Origin of the sequence: Halarcobacter ebronensis (assembly GCF_013201825.1) — a bacterium.
In the GTDB taxonomy this organism is placed as follows: Bacteria; Campylobacterota; Campylobacteria; order Campylobacterales; family Arcobacteraceae; genus Halarcobacter; species Halarcobacter ebronensis.
Genome location: NZ_CP053836.1, coordinates 3127738 through 3143794, shown reverse-complemented (window position 1 = coordinate 3143794; position 16057 = coordinate 3127738). Strand labels below are relative to the sequence as shown.

At 29.6% G+C, this 16057-nt stretch carries 19 protein-coding genes; 6 read left to right on the top strand and 13 right to left on the bottom strand.

What is annotated here, in order from left to right:
* Position 1: 1 nt before the first annotated feature.
* From AEBR_RS15305 to AEBR_RS15295, 3 genes are read right to left on the bottom strand one after another with little or no spacing between them, the layout of a single operon-like run.
* Positions 2-859: an LpxL/LpxP family acyltransferase gene (locus AEBR_RS15305; protein ID WP_129085876.1), complete on the bottom strand. Its 858-nt coding sequence runs from the start codon at positions 857-859 to the stop codon at positions 2-4.
* Between the two features lies 1 nt (position 860).
* A complete protein-coding gene (locus tag AEBR_RS15300; protein ID WP_129085875.1) occupies positions 861-1571 on the bottom strand; it encodes a glycosyltransferase family 2 protein in 711 nt (236 codons plus the stop codon).
* Positions 1564-1869 carry an ApeI family dehydratase gene (locus tag AEBR_RS15295; RefSeq protein WP_129085874.1) on the bottom strand — a complete coding sequence of 102 codons (306 nt, stop codon included), beginning with the start codon at positions 1867-1869 and terminating at the stop codon, positions 1564-1566. The genes AEBR_RS15300 and AEBR_RS15295 overlap by 8 nt, the downstream gene beginning before the upstream one ends.
* A 155-nt stretch (positions 1870-2024) precedes the next feature.
* Between AEBR_RS15295 and AEBR_RS15290 the strand changes: the two genes are divergently transcribed.
* The 5 genes from AEBR_RS15290 to AEBR_RS15270 are packed head-to-tail and all read left to right on the top strand — an operon-like array spanning position 2025 to position 5462.
* A complete protein-coding gene (locus AEBR_RS15290) occupies positions 2025-2279 on the top strand; it encodes a phosphopantetheine-binding protein (RefSeq protein ID WP_129085873.1) in 255 nt (84 codons plus the stop codon).
* Positions 2266-3378 carry a beta-ketoacyl-[acyl-carrier-protein] synthase family protein gene (locus tag AEBR_RS15285; protein WP_129085872.1) on the top strand — a complete coding sequence of 371 codons (1113 nt, stop codon included), beginning with the start codon at positions 2266-2268 and terminating at the stop codon, positions 3376-3378. Before AEBR_RS15290 ends, AEBR_RS15285 begins: the two co-directional genes overlap by 14 nt.
* A 3-nt stretch (positions 3379-3381) precedes the next feature.
* Positions 3382-4023 (top strand): beta-ketoacyl synthase chain length factor, encoded by a 642-nt coding sequence (locus AEBR_RS15280; RefSeq protein WP_129085871.1) that lies wholly within the window; start codon positions 3382-3384, stop codon positions 4021-4023.
* The gene (locus tag AEBR_RS15275; RefSeq protein ID WP_129085870.1) at positions 4020-4373 is read left to right on the top strand and encodes a hypothetical protein; all 354 of its coding nucleotides are present in this window, start codon (positions 4020-4022) and stop codon (positions 4371-4373) included. Before AEBR_RS15280 ends, AEBR_RS15275 begins: the two co-directional genes overlap by 4 nt.
* Before the next feature lie 12 nt (positions 4374-4385).
* Complete coding sequence (locus tag AEBR_RS15270) at positions 4386-5462, top strand: class I SAM-dependent methyltransferase (RefSeq protein WP_129085869.1); 1077 nt, start codon at positions 4386-4388, stop codon at positions 5460-5462.
* Here the strand turns inward: AEBR_RS15270 and AEBR_RS15265 are convergent.
* From AEBR_RS15265 to AEBR_RS15220, 10 genes are read right to left on the bottom strand one after another with little or no spacing between them, the layout of a single operon-like run.
* A complete protein-coding gene (locus AEBR_RS15265) occupies positions 5452-6114 on the bottom strand; it encodes a cytochrome b/b6 domain-containing protein (RefSeq protein WP_129085868.1) in 663 nt (220 codons plus the stop codon). The genes AEBR_RS15270 and AEBR_RS15265 overlap by 11 nt on opposite strands.
* A complete protein-coding gene (locus AEBR_RS15260) occupies positions 6107-7471 on the bottom strand; it encodes a sensor histidine kinase (RefSeq protein ID WP_129085867.1) in 1365 nt (454 codons plus the stop codon). The genes AEBR_RS15265 and AEBR_RS15260 overlap by 8 nt, the downstream gene beginning before the upstream one ends.
* The gene (locus AEBR_RS15255) at positions 7464-8132 is read right to left on the bottom strand and encodes a response regulator (protein WP_128983280.1); all 669 of its coding nucleotides are present in this window, start codon (positions 8130-8132) and stop codon (positions 7464-7466) included. Before AEBR_RS15255 ends, AEBR_RS15260 begins: the two co-directional genes overlap by 8 nt.
* Before the next feature lie 9 nt (positions 8133-8141).
* Positions 8142-8849 (bottom strand): metallophosphoesterase, encoded by a 708-nt coding sequence (locus AEBR_RS15250; protein WP_228712104.1) that lies wholly within the window; start codon positions 8847-8849, stop codon positions 8142-8144.
* Positions 8846-9298 (bottom strand): hypothetical protein, encoded by a 453-nt coding sequence (locus AEBR_RS15245; protein WP_129085866.1) that lies wholly within the window; start codon positions 9296-9298, stop codon positions 8846-8848. The genes AEBR_RS15250 and AEBR_RS15245 overlap by 4 nt, the downstream gene beginning before the upstream one ends.
* A 2-nt stretch (positions 9299-9300) precedes the next feature.
* The gene (locus AEBR_RS15240) at positions 9301-9822 is read right to left on the bottom strand and encodes a YceI family protein (RefSeq protein WP_129085865.1); all 522 of its coding nucleotides are present in this window, start codon (positions 9820-9822) and stop codon (positions 9301-9303) included.
* Positions 9810-10787 (bottom strand): hypothetical protein, encoded by a 978-nt coding sequence (locus AEBR_RS15235; RefSeq protein WP_129085864.1) that lies wholly within the window; start codon positions 10785-10787, stop codon positions 9810-9812. The genes AEBR_RS15240 and AEBR_RS15235 overlap by 13 nt, the downstream gene beginning before the upstream one ends.
* Complete coding sequence (locus AEBR_RS15230; RefSeq protein ID WP_129085863.1) at positions 10775-12346, bottom strand: heme-copper oxidase family protein; 1572 nt, start codon at positions 12344-12346, stop codon at positions 10775-10777. The genes AEBR_RS15235 and AEBR_RS15230 overlap by 13 nt, the downstream gene beginning before the upstream one ends.
* Positions 12330-12953, bottom strand: a complete 624-nt coding sequence (locus AEBR_RS15225; RefSeq protein ID WP_129085862.1) for an ABC transporter ATP-binding protein — start codon at positions 12951-12953, stop codon at positions 12330-12332. Before AEBR_RS15225 ends, AEBR_RS15230 begins: the two co-directional genes overlap by 17 nt.
* Positions 12950-14032 (bottom strand): ABC transporter permease, encoded by a 1083-nt coding sequence (locus tag AEBR_RS15220; protein WP_129085861.1) that lies wholly within the window; start codon positions 14030-14032, stop codon positions 12950-12952. The genes AEBR_RS15225 and AEBR_RS15220 overlap by 4 nt, the downstream gene beginning before the upstream one ends.
* 180 nt (positions 14033-14212) lie before the next feature.
* On the opposite strand from AEBR_RS15220, the gene typA reads away from it, so the two are divergent.
* On the top strand, positions 14213-16030 hold the full coding sequence (gene typA / locus AEBR_RS15215) for a translational GTPase TypA (protein ID WP_128983294.1): 1818 nt from the start codon (positions 14213-14215) through the stop codon (positions 16028-16030).
* The last annotated feature ends 27 nt before the right edge of the window (positions 16031-16057 follow it).

Here is a 16057-nt window from a genome sequence, read left to right as displayed (position 1 = left end):
TTTACTCTCTCCAAAAATTATAAAAATTAAACCATTGGTTTGGATTTTTCTTTAGTATTCTTTCAAATACTTGTACATACTCTTCCATAGCTTTAGTTATAGCCTCTTCCTCTTTTAAAGTCTTATCAAGTTCAAGTTTTAAATATTCAACTCTATACTTTTGTAAGCCTTCATTTATTACAAAAAAGAGAATAATAGGTTTAGCCATTTTATAGGCAATTTGAAATGGGTTTTTATTAAAAGAGGCACTTTTTTTAAAGAACTCCATACTCTTTGTATGTTTCTTATCATTTGCCCTGTCTGCCATCATTGCAACCACTTCTTCATTTAGTAAGGCATTAGCTATTTGTATTGAAGAGCTAAGGCCTCCTTCATTTAAGTCAATAATATTGATATTCTCTACTTCGTTGCTTATAGACTCTTCTATAGATTTTATCTCTTTTAATAAAACCTCTTTCATTACAATATTAAGCTTGTTTGCTACTTTTGCCGAATTTGATGAGGTTGCCCAACCTCCATAGTGAGATAGAAGCATTATTAAACCACTTCTTAAACTCTTTTCAAGCTCATCTCTTTTTTCAATTATAAAAGTATAAGAGTTAGGAGATACTTTTGAAATAAATCTATCCACCATACAAATGGCAAACATTCTTAAATGATTGAAATATATCCAGTTATTAAAGGGCAAAGAGAGGTTTGCATAGTAGATTCTTAGAGCATTTTTAACATTTCCTGCAAAGATAAAATAGAAAAAAGTTACGGGATACATAAGATAATATATAAACTTGTATCCAAATAGTCTATATAGATTATAGACTAATTTTATACTCCATCCGCTGCCTCTTTGTTTTGTATGCATTTTATCTTTGAAATGTGATTTTTTTGAAAATAGTTTTTAACCATTTAAAAGGCAACATTTGAACATGAACCCATACAATAGCCATTGTATCTCCAAACTTTTTAAAGTGGCTAACCCTCTCTTCAGGTTTTGGATAGTAACACTCTACAATAACCTCTTTTATCCTTTTTTTTGCCCAAGCATGTTTTACAAGAACTTCCATCTCCCAATCAAATCTAGAGGTTTTAATATCTAAGTTTAGTATTGAAGTAGGGTAGATTCTAAATCCTGACAGGGAGTCAGTAATTATTTGATCTGTATCCCAACAGGCCCATAAATTACTAAACCATCTACCAAACTTTGAGCCATTTGGAACATTTGAGATATCAAAATTTCTAGCGCCTATAATAATAGTATCTTCGCTATAGTTATCAACAAGTAACTTAATTTGATTGGCTAAGTGTTGACCATCTCCATCCATAGTAACTACATACTCATATCCCAACTCTTTTGCTTTTTGAACACCGGTTGTAATTGCGGCACCTTTTCCTCTATTTATCTCATGTCTTAGTAAAATGAGGTTTTCATCATTGGGTAAAATCTCTTTTAAATTAGTAGATGAACCATCATCTACAACAATAGCTAAATAACCAAATTTTAAAATATCTTTTATAACATCATTAATAGTATTAAAGTTGTTATATGTTGGCACAACAACGGCAATTTTATTCATAAATAAACTCTGACACCTTTTTAGAATTTTTTATTAGTTCGACTCTTTTTTTCTCTTTATATAGATTTATTACTACGCTATCATTAGGCAATAAAGTATCCAAAAATTTTGCTTTTTTTATTTTTGTAAAGTTTAGATTAAATAGATAGCTTGAGATATCAATTTGAATAAAACCAGGTAAAATTGGATTTTTTGGGAAGTGGGCTTTAAATATTGGATGACACTCGTCACACAGCATAATTTCGAATGAAAATTCATTATTGTTTTTTATTATTTTAAATAAATCACTAAATAGCATAATACTCTTTTTCTTTGAATAATAAAAAATTATATTTAATATATACTAAATAATACCTAAAAAAAGCCCATATATGCCTATATAAATATCTTATAAGCATTGCAATTATATAATTTGGCTCTTAAATAATAATCACACATCAAGGTATAACATTTATGAAAATGGATATTAACAGTTTTAAACAGATATTAATCGAAGGATTAAATTTAGAAGACACCACACCAGAAGATATTGAAAATGACTCTACACTTTTTGGTGATGAAGGTTTAGGACTGGACTCTGTTGACTCAATTGAGTTAGTACTTATTATAGAAAAAGAGTATGGTGTTAAGATAAATAATCCAGCAGAGTATAATACAATTTTTGCTTCTGTAAACAATCTATTTAAATATATAAATGACAATAAATAAAAAAGCATATATAAATAGTTTTGCTTCAATCTCTTGTGCTGGAAAAAATTCCCAAGAGCTTTTTGAAAGTATTTGTAAAAAAAAAGAGACAATTACTATAGATAAAACCTATATCAAAGACAAAGAGCTTGCCCTTGGTAAAATAGATTCTTCAAAAAGTTTTAAAGAGTTGTTAATACAAAAGTGTCAAAAAGTTTTAAATAACTCAAATTTAGAGGATTTTAAAAATACTTTTTTGGTAGTTGGCTCTTCTGTTGGTGGAATGAAAACTTCAGAAGAACAGTTTTTCAAAGATAAAAGTTATGAAAATATTGACCCCAAATATCATGGCATAGATACCATTGCAACTTGGATAAAAGAGGAGTTTGATTTTTATGATGATATCTCTTTTTCAACCGCATGTACTTCAAGTGCAAATGCAGTTGGTTATGCAAAAGAGGTTATCTCAAAAGGTATTTACAAAAATGTTTTAGTAGTGGGAGCTGACTCTTTATCTTATACAACCGTATGTGGTTTTAATGCCCTTAGTGTACTCTCTTCAAAACCTTGTACCCCTTTTGATAAAGATAGAGAGGGAATGAATGTTTCTGAAGCAATTGCAGTTTTATTAATTCAAGATAATAGAAGTAATAGTAACAGTGTAGAGGTTTGTGGCGTTGGATACAGTTCCGATGCACACCATATGACTCAGCCTCATCCAGAAGGCATAGGGGCTATGAAAGCTATGCAAAATGCTTTATTGGATGCAAAAATTACAGAAGATAAGATAGATTATATAAATGCACATGGAACTGGTACTTTAGCAAATGATTCCTCTGAACTAATTGCAATATCAAAACTATTTAAAGAGAAAAAACCTTTGGTCTCTTCTACCAAATCTATTACAGGACACTCTTTAGGAGCAGCTGGCGCATTGGAAGCTATTATCTCGACTCTTATTTTACAAAAACAGATTGTTCCATCGAATAAGGGATTGAAAAGAGTAGATATTGAAGGGGTGAATTACTCAAAAGAGGTAAAAGAATCAAAAATATCTTATATTCTTAGTAACTCTTTTGCCTTTGGCGGAAACAATACCTCTATAATTTTTGGAATATAAAAGATGAAAGTAAATTTAGAGATATTAGAAGCTGCATACTTATTTGGGAAAGAGTCTATTGAGAATCTTTCAACAAAAGAGTTGGTTCCTAAAATGGTTATAAGAAGAAGATTAACTCCTGCAGCTAAAATTGTAGTGGAGTTATTAAACAAAATTGAGTTTAATAATCATCGAGTCTTTTATGGTACAAATTATGGAGAGCTAAATGCTAGCTCAAAAATTTTAAATTCCATATTATATGAAGATATTTTATCTCCAACAGATTTTCAAAACTCAGTTTATAACACAGCTGTCTCATATGCCTCTATTTTAAACAAAAATTATAGTGAGATTTTAACTACTTCTTCAGGAGATGAGACCTCTCAAAAGCTTCTAAAACTAGGTGCAATTAAGGCTTTAGATAAAGATGAAGTTGTACTTATATGCACAGAAACAATAAATATAAAAAATATAAATCAAATCAACAAGTGTATTGATTATCTGGAATCAGGTGTTGTTCTAAAACTGAAAATTAGCGAAGAAGAAGCCTCTATAAAATATGAAGGCATAAGAAATAAAGGATTTCCAAAATCAATAGATGAGATGCTAACAATTGCAAAGGCTTTTGATAAAGATAAAAAAAATATCATAGAAGTCAAATTATGATTAATTTACCGCACCAAGAGCCAATTAGATTTGTAAAAGAACTTTTGTCAAAAGATGAAAACTTTTTAACTGCTACTTGTATTTTCCCATATATCCCAACACTAGCTATGGTTTGTGAAGCCTCTGCTCAAGCAACAGCAGGATTTGACACAGATTCTAAACAGGCAAAAATAGGCTTTTTAGTATCTTTAAAAGAGATTGAGAAGTTAAAAGAGTTTGATAAAAAAGAGTATTTGGTAAAGATTGAAAAAAGTTTTGCTTTTGGACAAATGCAAGAGTATAAATTTGAGCTAAAAAGTGATACAGATGTTTATGCCAAAGGGTTTATAACTATCTCTATACAAAATTAATAAAGGTAATAAATGAGAAATGATTTTTTTGAAAACAATGATAAATTGAATGCTTTAGAAGCACAATATGAGGCTCAAAAAATTGCATTTTCTCCTATCGTTTTTCAAGTAGCAAGAACAATGAGAGACTTAAATCTTTTAGAGATTTTATCAAAAAATAAAAATGGTTTAACCTATGAAGAGTTGGCCAAAGAGTCTACTCTTTCAAAATATGCTGTTCAAGTTCTCTGTGAAACAGCCCTAAGTGCAAATATAGTCTCTTTAAAAGATGAAAAGGTATTTTTAACAAAAATAGGATTTTTTATAAATAGCGATAAGATGACTATTACAAATATGAACTACAATCATCACGTGAACTATTTGGGACTCTTTTATTTAGATGAAGCTATCAAAAATGAAAAGGCAGAAGGCTTAAAAGTATTTGGAGACTGGGAAACAATCTATCCTGCACTATCAACACTTCCTAATGATGCAAAAAAATCATGGTTTGAGTTTGACCATATGTACTCAGATTCAGGATTTAAAGAAGCAATAAAAATACTAAAAGAGTTAAAGCCTGAAAAAATTTTAGATATAGGTGGAAATACAGGTAAATTTGCAATGCTTTTTGCCCAATCTAATCCAGAGATAGAGATTACAATTATGGATTTACCACAACAAATAAAACTGGCAAAACAAAATATTTATGAAAAAGATATAAAGAGTATATCAACATATGAAGCAAATATTTTATTAGAGGATACAACTATTCCAAAAGGGTTTGATATTATTTGGATGAGTCAGTTTTTAGACTGTTTTAAAGAGGAACAGATTGTAAAAATATTGGAAAAAATCTATGCATCTATGGATAACAATAGTGAAATCTGTATTATGGAGCCTTTTTGGGATAGACAAAACAATGAAACAGCAGCTTTTTGCGTAATTAACACCTCTCCATATTTTACAGCTATGGCAAATGGGTATAGTAAAATGTTTAAGTATACTGATTTTGAGAAGCTACTAAAAAAAGCAAATCTAAAAGTGGTTGAAATTATTGATAATATAGGTTTGTGTCAAACAATTATAAGATGTGAAAAAATTAGTAGATAAAAGGGTTTGTTTTATCTACTATTAAATAGATTAAAAAACTAAAAAATATAATCAAAAATAAAAAAGCAAAAAGTTTTTGAAAAATATTTAGTTTTATATTCTCTTTCTCTTTGCTATATTTAAAACCATTAAAAATAGATTTTAGTGTTTGATTCTCTTTATGTAAAACTCTATCAATAAAAATTCCACAAAGATGTAGAAAAATAAGCAGGTACAAAAAGTTTGCAAAAAATTCATGGATATGTTTATATACTTTGTCTTTGACTAAAAAACTAAAAAATCCTTTTGCTTCTTGAGAACCATAAGCTAATGTTCCTGTAAAGATTATAATAGCAACAACAATTAAAATTGCAAGCATTACATAAGAAGCCATAGGGTTATGTCCTAGAAACTCCTCTTTTGGATTTAAGATATTTTTTGCAAAATCTTTGGCTCTTTTTATTCCCAAAGGAAAGTCTCTAAACTTAGAGTATTTAGGTCCAAAAACTCCCCATGAAAATCTAAAAAGCAGAGCTATAACTAAAAGATAGCCACTTATTGTATGAATAAGAATTGTATCTTTGTCTGCACTTAAAAAAGCAATTATGATAAGAAGAACAAATCCCCAGTGAAAAACCCTTGAAGGTAAACTCCAAATATAGTTTTTATTCATTTATATCCCTTTTAAAGATTAGTTTTACAGTTGTGCCTACTTTTTCTTGACTCTCTAATTCTATCTTTGCTCCATGAAGTTTTGCAATTTTTTCAACAATAGACATTCCAAGTCCAGTTCCCCCTGACTCTTTATTTCTACTTTTGTCTGTTCTATAGAATTTCTCAAAGATTTTTGTTTGATCCTCTTTTGAGATACCTATTCCTTTATCTTCAATGGTAATTACAAAATTGTCATTTTCAATGGAGTTTTTAACAGTTACACTTGATGCCTCATGGCTATAAATAATGGCATTTTTAAGAATATTTTTAATACCAATTTTTAGAAGTTTATTGTGCCCTTCTATTTGAAAAATATCATTAATTTGAATTTTTATTTCAATATTTTTTATTTTTGCAAAGGGCTTTAGCTCTTTAGCTGCTTCAAGGGTAAGTTCATCCACATATATTGTCTCATGTATACTTTTTTCTGATGACTCCTCTTTTGCTAAAAAGAGCAAATCATCAATAGTTTGTTGTATTATTAAAACTTCATCAAGGCAAGATTGAAGAGTTGTTTTATACTCCTCTTTTTCTCTATCTTTTCTAAGTGCTATCTCTATTTCACCTCTTATTATTGTAAGGGGAGTTTTTAATTCATGGGATGCATCAGAACTAAATTGGTTAATCTTGTCAAAAGAGATTTCAAGTCTCTCCAAAAGAGAGTTTATCTCCTTTGCGAGCATATCAATTTCATCTTCTCTTTTTGAATAAAGAAGCCTTTTTGAAAGGGTTGTGGAGTTAATCTCTCTTAAATTTTCAAGTATCTCTTCTATTGGATTAAAGGATTTATAAATAAGAAAATATCCACCTGTTATAGAGAAGATAAGAATAATAGGAATAATAAAGATTAAGATATAAAAGAGATTTTGCATTGTCTCATTTAGTATTTTATAGTTTGTTGCCACTTGGAGAATATAGGGATTATTTAACATAGAGAATTTAATCTCTCCTACTATAAAGTTTTCATACTCTTGAAAATCAATTATCTCTAGTTTTATATTTTTATGGTTTATTGGAATCTCATCTGGAAAAGTTGTGCTTTTTACAATTTTTAGATTTTTATCAATAAGTCTTACATACAAAGGTTTAAATTTATACTCTTTCTCTTCATCAAAATCTATCTCACTTAAGTTATCTTGATGCTCTGAAATATCATCAACAATATCCAAAATAATAACCTTTAGTGAAGTCTCTATTTTATCCAAAGTAGAGATATGAAGAGTTTTATAAATAGACAAGGAGAGTACAACCAAAATAATAGTTTGGATAAGTATATTGTAAATTAGAAGTTTTCTTTTAATACTTAGTTTATTCATCGCTTATTCTAAATCCCATTCCTCTAACAGTTTTTATTAATTTCTTCTCATAGGGTTTGTCTATTTTATTTCTTAATCTATAGATATACACATTTACAACATTGCTTATATTTACTTCATCCATGTTATTAAGCATTGAACCAAGTAGAGTCTCTGATAAAACCTTGTCTTGATTTTTTATTAAATACTCCAAAAGAGCAAACTCTTTTGCTGTTAGAGTAATATTGTCTTCCCCTCTTTTTGCTGTTTTTGAAAGTAAATCAAGTTCTAAATCGGCAAGTTTTAGTTTTGTTTGTTGATTTGGAGTTGCTCTTAGTTGAACTCTAATTCTAGCAAGCAGTTCAGAAAAAGAGAAAGGTTTTGAGAGGTAATCATTTGCCCCTATATCAAGACCTTGTATTGTATCTTCTATACTATCTTTTGCTGTTAGCATTATAATTGGAGTGAAAATTTGTGAGGCTCTTAGTTTTTTGCATACTTCTATCCCACTCATTAGTGGAAGCATTATGTCTAAAAGAATCAAATCATAGTTATTTACACTTGCTAAATAAAGTCCCTCTTCTCCATTTTGTGAAGAGTCTATACTATAAGATTCCTCTTCTAATCCCTTTTTTAGGAAGTTTATAATTTTTTCATCATCTTCAATAATCAATATTTTCATAAAAATATTCTACCTTAATTTTAATAAACTGATTTCATTATTGGCTTTGAATCTAAAATTTATCCCCCAATAACCCAAACCTTTGTTTACATAAATGGCCGTTTGATCTCTATAATGAAGTCCCTTTAAAAAGGGTTGAGAAAGTTTTACAACATAGTGAAAAGGATAAATTTGTCCCCCATGGGTATGTCCACATAAAAAGAGTTTGCAATTACTTTTTAAAGCAAAAGTATAATCTTTTGGCTGATGGGCTAAAAGAATTGCATACTCATAATTTTGTAAAAATTTTAAAACTTTTTGCTCTTCCCTTTTTATACCAAAAAATTTAGAGAATCTGTCACTAAACCCACCAATGGCAATTTTTTTATTTTGATATTCAAAGATTTCCGTTTTATTATCTAGGCAGATTAAGTTTTTTAGACAATTTTTTAAAGGTTCAAATCCATAAAAGAGATCATGGTTTCCACTTATATAGTAGGTTTGTTTTTCTATTTTGTTAAGAATTTCAAGTTTCTCTTTTATAAATTTGACTTTACAATCTATTATATCCCCTGTTATTACAACAAATTGTGCACTACTTTTGTTGCATAAAGATACAAGCTCTTTTATAGAATCAACAGAGCTTTTTTTATTTATATGAAGGTCACTTAGATGAAGGATTGATAAACCCTTCATCTCTTGTTCAATTGTTATCTCTTCAACTTTTGGAAGTGTCACTCAAAAACCTTTTCAAGTTCATCTGCTGTTACATAAGAGATTGATTTAATAACTCCATTTTCAAGTTTGTATATAGTTGTTTTTTCATCCTCTTTTACAAATCTGTCATCCTCTTCATCATAAATTAATAAAATTGAGTGTTTATATTCTCTCATTTTAGGCATAGCAAAAAGTTTTGTAATAATAGAGGGCATACCAGAAATATTAGCTATAAAAACTGCATTATGCAGAGCTAAAAACTCTTTTGGTTTTGAAGCTAAAAAGGTATTAACCTCTTTGCCTGTATCCTTTTCAAAAGAGACAAGAATAAGTTTAACATCACTATTGATACTCTTTTTTTCATCAAATTGGTTTGGTAGAGAAAAAGTACCAATATTTTCCCCAACTTTAAAGCTATTAGCAAAGAGAAGAGTTGAAAACATAAAGATTGATAGTAGAGTCTTTTTCATAACTATTCCTTTAAGTTAAAACTATATTTAATATCAATTTGGTCTCTAACAGTTAGAAAAAACATTGTTGGTGGCTCCAAATTAAAATCTGTAAGGTTAATAGAAAAATTACCAGATAGTTTTATAAGATTTGCAACCTCATTTATAGTTGCATCTGTTGATATAGGTCTTTGGACATGGTTTAGATTTAGAATACCATTAATTTTGTACCCCTCTTCAACTTTACTAACTGAGTTGATTTTAAATGAGATTTTAGGTGAATCTACCACATTTAAAACCTTGTACATATGTTGATCTCTATCTTTGTTATCACTAATTAATGATAAAGCCTCTATCTCAAAATTTCCATTAATAGATTCTAGTGAATCCTCTTTTGTAACTTGTGCAACTATTTTTTCAGTTTTAGGATCTATTGTACTATCTCCAAAAACCTCCGTGTGTGCATTTATTTCACCATCAACTAAAGTTAACTCTTTAGCATTTACAAAAAGTGCCAATAGGCAAACTAAAACTAATTTATACATTTTTTCTCCTTTGATTGAATATTTTTTTGTGTATAAAGTACTTGAATAATAACTGTACAGAAAATGATTGGGACAAAAAGAATTAAATCTTCTAAAGCTACAAATAGTCCTGCTCCAGAAGCTAACCAACCTATAACTATCATATATATTGAGAGTTTACTAAGGGGAATGTTTCTTAATGTTTTTAAGATATTTACATTGTAATATGAGATTACAAAAGGGTAAACAATAGATAATAAAAGTGGCTCTCTTAAGAAATAGAAGAGGTAACTTAGTGCAAAAAGTATTATTATAAATAATTCATTCTCTACCTTTTGTAAATTTATTTTAAAAGCAAGTATTACACCTAGAATATGGAAAGCAACAATCTCTAAAGTAAAACCACCTCTCCAGATTGATACTGTTAAATCTCTTGATAGGGTTTCAAATAGAGCAGAGTCTAAAAATATCCATAAGACCATTACTAAAAATGAGTGAGAAGCCAATGACGATTCTTTTATTTTTTTAGGATTTTTTGGTAAATAGAATGAAGCAAATAGAACAATTAGAGTAAATAAAATTGCAATATATTCTCTTTTTGCTGGTTCATAGTTAAATAGCAAAGTTCCCACACTATATGAAAGGCATAATGCAAATCCTAACTCTACCATTGAAGCTTTTTTTAGCTCATTTATAATAAGTGGCGCTAAAGCCCCTACACTAATTCCTAAAATAAATAATCCAATTGCATTGTAGTTTGGATAAAAGAGAGTCATAAGTAGTTGAATTACTAAAAATACTCTTATTTTAATCTCATCTTTTGTTTTTATTTTATAACTTAAAATAGAACCAATAATACCACCAATTGCAAGTGGAGCAATTAAAACAATATCTGAAGAGAAATACTCCACAATACCAGTTTGAGCAATAAGCAAGTAGTAGCAAAGCTCAAAACCTATAAAAAATATTAGAGCTATTTTTGACATAAAATATCCTTTTTATAAAAAAATAGAAGGTAAATTGAAGCGTAAGTAATATCAAATAGTGAGATTAAAAGAGCTTCAATACCCAAAGTTTTGTTGTAAAAAAGAGCAAAAAATATTGAACTTATTAATACTCTTGTGATTACAGTCAATTTTGTTAAAATCTTTTGGCTTTGTTTATATATAAGTGCAAAAAAGTGAATAATTCCAGTTACACTTACAAAGGCAAAAACAATGTACTCATAACTTCCACTAAATTTGAAACCAAAAATTGGGTACAAAAAACTTGCAAGAAGTATTAAAAACACTCCCCCTAAACCATCAGCTAAAACTCCAAATAAGTTATACTTTTGCAAAGGGGTATATGAGAACTTAAATGAGATAAAACTAAAAATACTAAACATGGTAATAAAACCAAAAACAGTTCTTAAAGCCCAAAGTGTTGTAATATCTCCAGAAAGAACTCCAGCTTGAATAAATCCAGAAATACTTAAAACTGCAAAAATTCCTAAAAGACCACCTATATAAAAGGCATAAAAAGAGAATTTTTTAAGCTCTTTTACATACTTAACAAACATTGCAATTACCATAAAAAATACTCCAATTCCCATTGCTACATGGGCGTGAGCAACTATTAAATCATTTCTATGAAAAAGCCATCTAAACTCTGGAATAAACAGAATATTTCCCTCAATATCAACAAACAAAAATGCCAAAATTGAAACAAGTAGTGCTTTTTTTGCAAAGGTTTCTATATCTGCATCTTTGTACCATCTATATAAAATTGGGATATAAAGAAGAGTTAACCATTGGCAAAACCACTCCATCTCATATGTCAAATGACCAATAAAACTTCTATATAAAACCGATGAGAAATAGAAAAAAGTAGGAATCATCCAAAGTATATTCCATCTAGCTACAAATGGGGTTTTATTTAAAAGTTTGATTATTAGATAATAGATTGGAATCAAAGCTAAACTCATTCCTAAAGTGTTGTCCCCATGTGGTCCTGAGATTGTACTTTCAACTTGTCCAATAGTTGGATTCATAAGTATTAAAAGAGCAATTGGAGCTATTATTGTTATTCTTAGACAAACTTTTATCCATAAAGGAACTTTTTCATAGGCTTTTATATATTTATACAAAGCCAAAATATAAAATACTCCAGAGATTGCAAGTATAAAGTTTAACTCATAAGGGAAATCATAAAAAGCAAGACCTCTTGTATTTCCAAATAGAAGTGAGCTAATCATAAAAACTAAAAATATATACCAAAATATTGTGTATAGACTTAGGTATCTAAGTCCTTGCGCGCTTTTGACACCCTCTTTATTTATCAATAGAAATGGCAAGTATGAAAGCATTAAAGGAACAAAACCATAAAGCATTAAACTTATATGAAGTGATCTTATATTTGCGGGATTTAGGGTTTGTGAATCTATATAAAAACCAAGCAAATTTGTTGAATATAAAATACCAAATACAAATGCTAAAAATAGAAAAATAAGTGATATTTTAAAGTGTTTGTTTACAAAATTTTCAAAACTATTTAAGTTGTCCATCTTTTACCTCATAAATTTTATTTGCCATTGTTGCAAGCTCTTTGTTGTGAGTTGCCACAATAACTGTAGTACCTTTTGCAGATAGGTTTTTAAGTAGTTCAAATACAATTTGAGCATTTTTAGAGTCCAAATTTCCTGTTGGTTCATCTGCAAATATGACTTTTGGATTGTTTATTAAAGCTCTTGCTATCGCTGCTCTTTGTCTTTGTCCTCCTGAAATTTCAGTTGGAAATTTAGATTTTAAATCCTCAATATTTAGAAGTTTGAAAACCTTTAAAATCTCTTCATCTTTACACTCCTCATTTGCAAGTTTTACATTTTCAAAGAGTGTTAGATAATTTATTAAATGGTGAAATTGAAAAATAAAACCAATATTTTTTTGTCTAAATTCATCTAGATTTTTTATATCTTTGTAATTTTGTTTATTAAAAGAAAGCTGCCCTTCTTTTGGTTTTAAAAGGGTTGATAAAATAGAAAGAAGAGTAGTTTTACCGCTACCACTTTCCCCAACAAGGCAAATAAATTCACCCCTTTTTATTTCAAGATTTATATCTCTTAGGGCAATATCTCCATTGTAGTCATGTGATAAATTAATAGCTTTTATCATATTTTATCCCCTTGAATTAAGATAATAGGATCAGTTTTAGAAGCGTTTATTGCAGGGATTATTGAACCTAAAACTGCCATAAGCAAAGAACAAATAAAAAGATAAAAAGCAAGAGTTGAAGATATCTCACCATTTACATAACCATGGAAAAGTTCAGAGTTTTTAATAAAATATAGGGCAATATTTGAGATTATAAGTGAAGAAATAAATGCAAAAACACCTAGGATTGAACTCTCTAAAATGGTTTGAAAAACTATTTTTTTTGTAGAAATCCCTAAAGCTCTTTTTATTCCAAATTCACTTTTTCTTTGATTTATAGTTATTGTCATGATGCTTACAATTCCAAGAAGTCCTAAAAAAAACGAGATAAAACCAATTAGATTTGATGAGGTCTTAATTATTTTAAACTGATTATAGTTATCCACAAAGTTTTGAGTTGATTTTGCTTCTATATCAGGATTTAAAGACTCTATCTCTTTTGTTAGATTATTTATATTTCCCCCAAAATTGGTATTTACCATAAGCATTGAGGCACTTTTATTAAAAATACTACTTGCATCTTTTATATTTAAAACAACTCCACCATTTTCAAAACCAATATCACTTTTGAAAACACCTGAGATTGTAAATGTTTTATCTGCTATTTGAATTGTATTTTTGTTTTTAAGTGAGTTATAAATAGAGTTTCCAACTAATACCTCTTTTATTTCTGGATAAGAACCTTTTTCTAAGTGGTAATTTAAAAATCTATTTTTTGTAACCCCATAAACTGCAACAATAGGTAAAGATTCAACGGGACTTGCTCCAACAATAATAGCTGAAGCTTTAGTTACGCCTTTTAATTTATCTATTTTTTCAAGTAGTTTTATATCTACATTTGAAAAAAATGTATCAGAGATTTTTGCTTGAGTTATAATTATATCCCCATCACTTTTAAGCAAATTTGAATACATAGAGATAATTCCATTTGATATTGAGCTTATTAGAAATATAGAACTTATAGAGAAAATTAAGCTAATAAGTATTAATATGGTTTTTAATCTGTTTGCCTTTAAAGCCTTTAATGCGTAAATTAACAATACAATCCTTTCATTTAATTTTCATAAATTTACACTTTTTCTATGAATAGATTATGAATTGAATATGAAAAAAAATTCATAATTGTCACAATTGTAGGATTTTAAGCATTCTTAAGGTATAATCGCGCAAATTATTAGAAGAGATAGATTCTTTTCTTAACATTAAAATAGAGAGATTAAATGAAAGATATTAGAAATATTGCGGTAATAGCGCACGTTGACCATGGTAAAACAACATTAGTTGATGAGCTATTAAAGCAATCAGGGACTTTTGCAGCGCATACTCATGTTGATGAAAGAGTTATGGATAGTAATGATATCGAAAAAGAGAGAGGTATTACTATTCTTTCTAAAAATACAGCTATTGATTATGAAGGTGTAAGAATTAACATCATTGACACTCCAGGACACGCCGATTTTGGTGGAGAAGTTGAGAGGGTTTTAAAAATGGTTGACTCAGTTTTACTTCTTGTGGATGCACAAGAGGGAGTTATGCCTCAAACAAAATTCGTTGTTAAAAAAGCACTATCATTAGGTCACAGACCAATCGTTGTTGTTAATAAAATCGATAAACCTGCAGCTGAACCAGATAGAGTTGTTGATGAAGTGTTTGACCTGTTCGCACAAATGGATGCAACTGATGAACAGCTTGAGTTCCCTGTAATATATGCAGCAGCAAGAGATGGTTATTCAATCTATAATCTTGAAGATGAAAAGAAAGATTTACAACCATTATTCCAAACAATCTTAAAAGAGGTTCCAAAACCAAACGGAAGTGATGAGGCGGGATTACAGCTACAAGTATTTACACTTGATTACGATAACTTCATTGGAAAAATTGGTATTGCAAGAATCTTTAATGGGAAAATCTCTCAAGGTGAAACAGTACTTTTATGTAAAGCAAATGGTGAAAGAGTAAAAGGAAGAGTAACTAAACTTATTGGATTTAAAGGTCTTGATAGAATTGAAGTAAAAGAGGCAGGTGCAGGTGATATTGTTGCAGTTGCAGGATTTGAAACTATTGATGTTGGAGATTCACTCTGTGATCCAGCAAACCCAATGCCGTTGGATCCAATGCATATTGAAGAACCAACACTGTCTGTAACATTTGCAGTTAATGATTCTCCATTAGCTGGAACTGAAGGAAAGTTTGTTACCTCAAACAAAGTTGATGAGAGATTAAAAGCTGAAATGAACACTAATATTGCGATGAACTACTCGCAAGTTGGTGAGGGAAAATTTAAAGTTAACGGAAGAGGTGAGCTTCAAATTACTATTTTGGCAGAAAATATGAGAAGAGAAGGTTTTGAGTTCTCTATTGGAAGACCAGAAGTTATTACAAAAGTTGAAAATGGTGTAACAATGGAGCCATTTGAACATCTTGTAATAGATACTCCAACTGAGTATTCAGGAACTATTATAGAAAAGCTTGGAAAGAAAAAAGCCAATATGACCAATATGGTACCTATGGGAGCAGGCTTTACAAGGTTAGAGTTTGAGATTCCGGCAAGGGGACTTATTGGTATAAGAACAGAGTTCTTAACGGATACTAAGGGAGAGGGTATTATGAACCACTCCTTTTTAGAGTTTAGACCGTACTCGGGTACAGTTGAAAGTAGAAAAAATGGTGCATTAGTATCCATGGAATCGGGAGAGGCGTTAGGTTACTCAATCTTTAACCTACAAGAGAGAGGAATCATGTATATCAAGCCTCAAGATAAGGTCTACGTAGGTATGGTAATTGGAGAACACGCGAAGTCAAATGACTTAGATGTTAACCCAATTAAAGGAAAGCAGCTAACGAACGTTAGGGCTTCGGGAAGTGATGATGCAATTAAGTTGATTCCACCAAGAGTGATGTCTTTAGAGAATGCTTTAGAGTGGATCGAAGAGGATGAACTGGTCGAAGTTACACCTAAGAGTGTAAGAATTAGAAAGAGAGAGCTTGACCCTACAGCTAGGAAAAGAACTGCTAAGAAGGCAAAATTTGCTGACTAGCAGTCAACCTAGTAAACAAGCGTTAAA

Excerpts from the sequence above, each read along its gene's own strand:
- AEBR_RS15290 (WP_129085873.1), top strand. The coding sequence starts at position 2,025 with ATGAAAATGGATATTAACAGTTTTAAACAGATATTAATCGAAGGATTA.
- AEBR_RS15305 (WP_129085876.1), bottom strand. The coding sequence starts at position 859 with ATGCATACAAAACAAAGAGGCAGCGGATGGAGTATAAAATTAGTCTAT.
- AEBR_RS15300 (WP_129085875.1), bottom strand. The coding sequence starts at position 1,571 with ATGAATAAAATTGCCGTTGTTGTGCCAACATATAACAACTTTAATACT.
- AEBR_RS15240 (WP_129085865.1), bottom strand. The coding sequence starts at position 9,822 with ATGTATAAATTAGTTTTAGTTTGCCTATTGGCACTTTTTGTAAATGCT.
- AEBR_RS15270 (WP_129085869.1), top strand. The coding sequence starts at position 4,386 with ATGAGAAATGATTTTTTTGAAAACAATGATAAATTGAATGCTTTAGAA.
- AEBR_RS15225 (WP_129085862.1), bottom strand. The coding sequence starts at position 12,953 with ATGATAAAAGCTATTAATTTATCACATGACTACAATGGAGATATTGCC.
- AEBR_RS15255 (WP_128983280.1), bottom strand. The coding sequence starts at position 8,132 with ATGAAAATATTGATTATTGAAGATGATGAAAAAATTATAAACTTCCTA.
- AEBR_RS15285 (WP_129085872.1), top strand. The coding sequence starts at position 2,266 with ATGACAATAAATAAAAAAGCATATATAAATAGTTTTGCTTCAATCTCT.
- AEBR_RS15280 (WP_129085871.1), top strand. The coding sequence starts at position 3,382 with ATGAAAGTAAATTTAGAGATATTAGAAGCTGCATACTTATTTGGGAAA.
- AEBR_RS15265 (WP_129085868.1), bottom strand. The coding sequence starts at position 6,114 with ATGAATAAAAACTATATTTGGAGTTTACCTTCAAGGGTTTTTCACTGG.
- AEBR_RS15260 (WP_129085867.1), bottom strand. The coding sequence starts at position 7,471 with ATGAATAAACTAAGTATTAAAAGAAAACTTCTAATTTACAATATACTT.
- AEBR_RS15245 (WP_129085866.1), bottom strand. The coding sequence starts at position 9,298 with ATGAAAAAGACTCTACTATCAATCTTTATGTTTTCAACTCTTCTCTTT.
- AEBR_RS15295 (WP_129085874.1), bottom strand. The coding sequence starts at position 1,869 with ATGCTATTTAGTGATTTATTTAAAATAATAAAAAACAATAATGAATTT.
- AEBR_RS15230 (WP_129085863.1), bottom strand. The coding sequence starts at position 12,346 with ATGGACAACTTAAATAGTTTTGAAAATTTTGTAAACAAACACTTTAAA.
- AEBR_RS15275 (WP_129085870.1), top strand. The coding sequence starts at position 4,020 with ATGATTAATTTACCGCACCAAGAGCCAATTAGATTTGTAAAAGAACTT.
- typA (WP_128983294.1), top strand. The coding sequence starts at position 14,213 with ATGAAAGATATTAGAAATATTGCGGTAATAGCGCACGTTGACCATGGT.
- AEBR_RS15235 (WP_129085864.1), bottom strand. The coding sequence starts at position 10,787 with ATGTCAAAAATAGCTCTAATATTTTTTATAGGTTTTGAGCTTTGCTAC.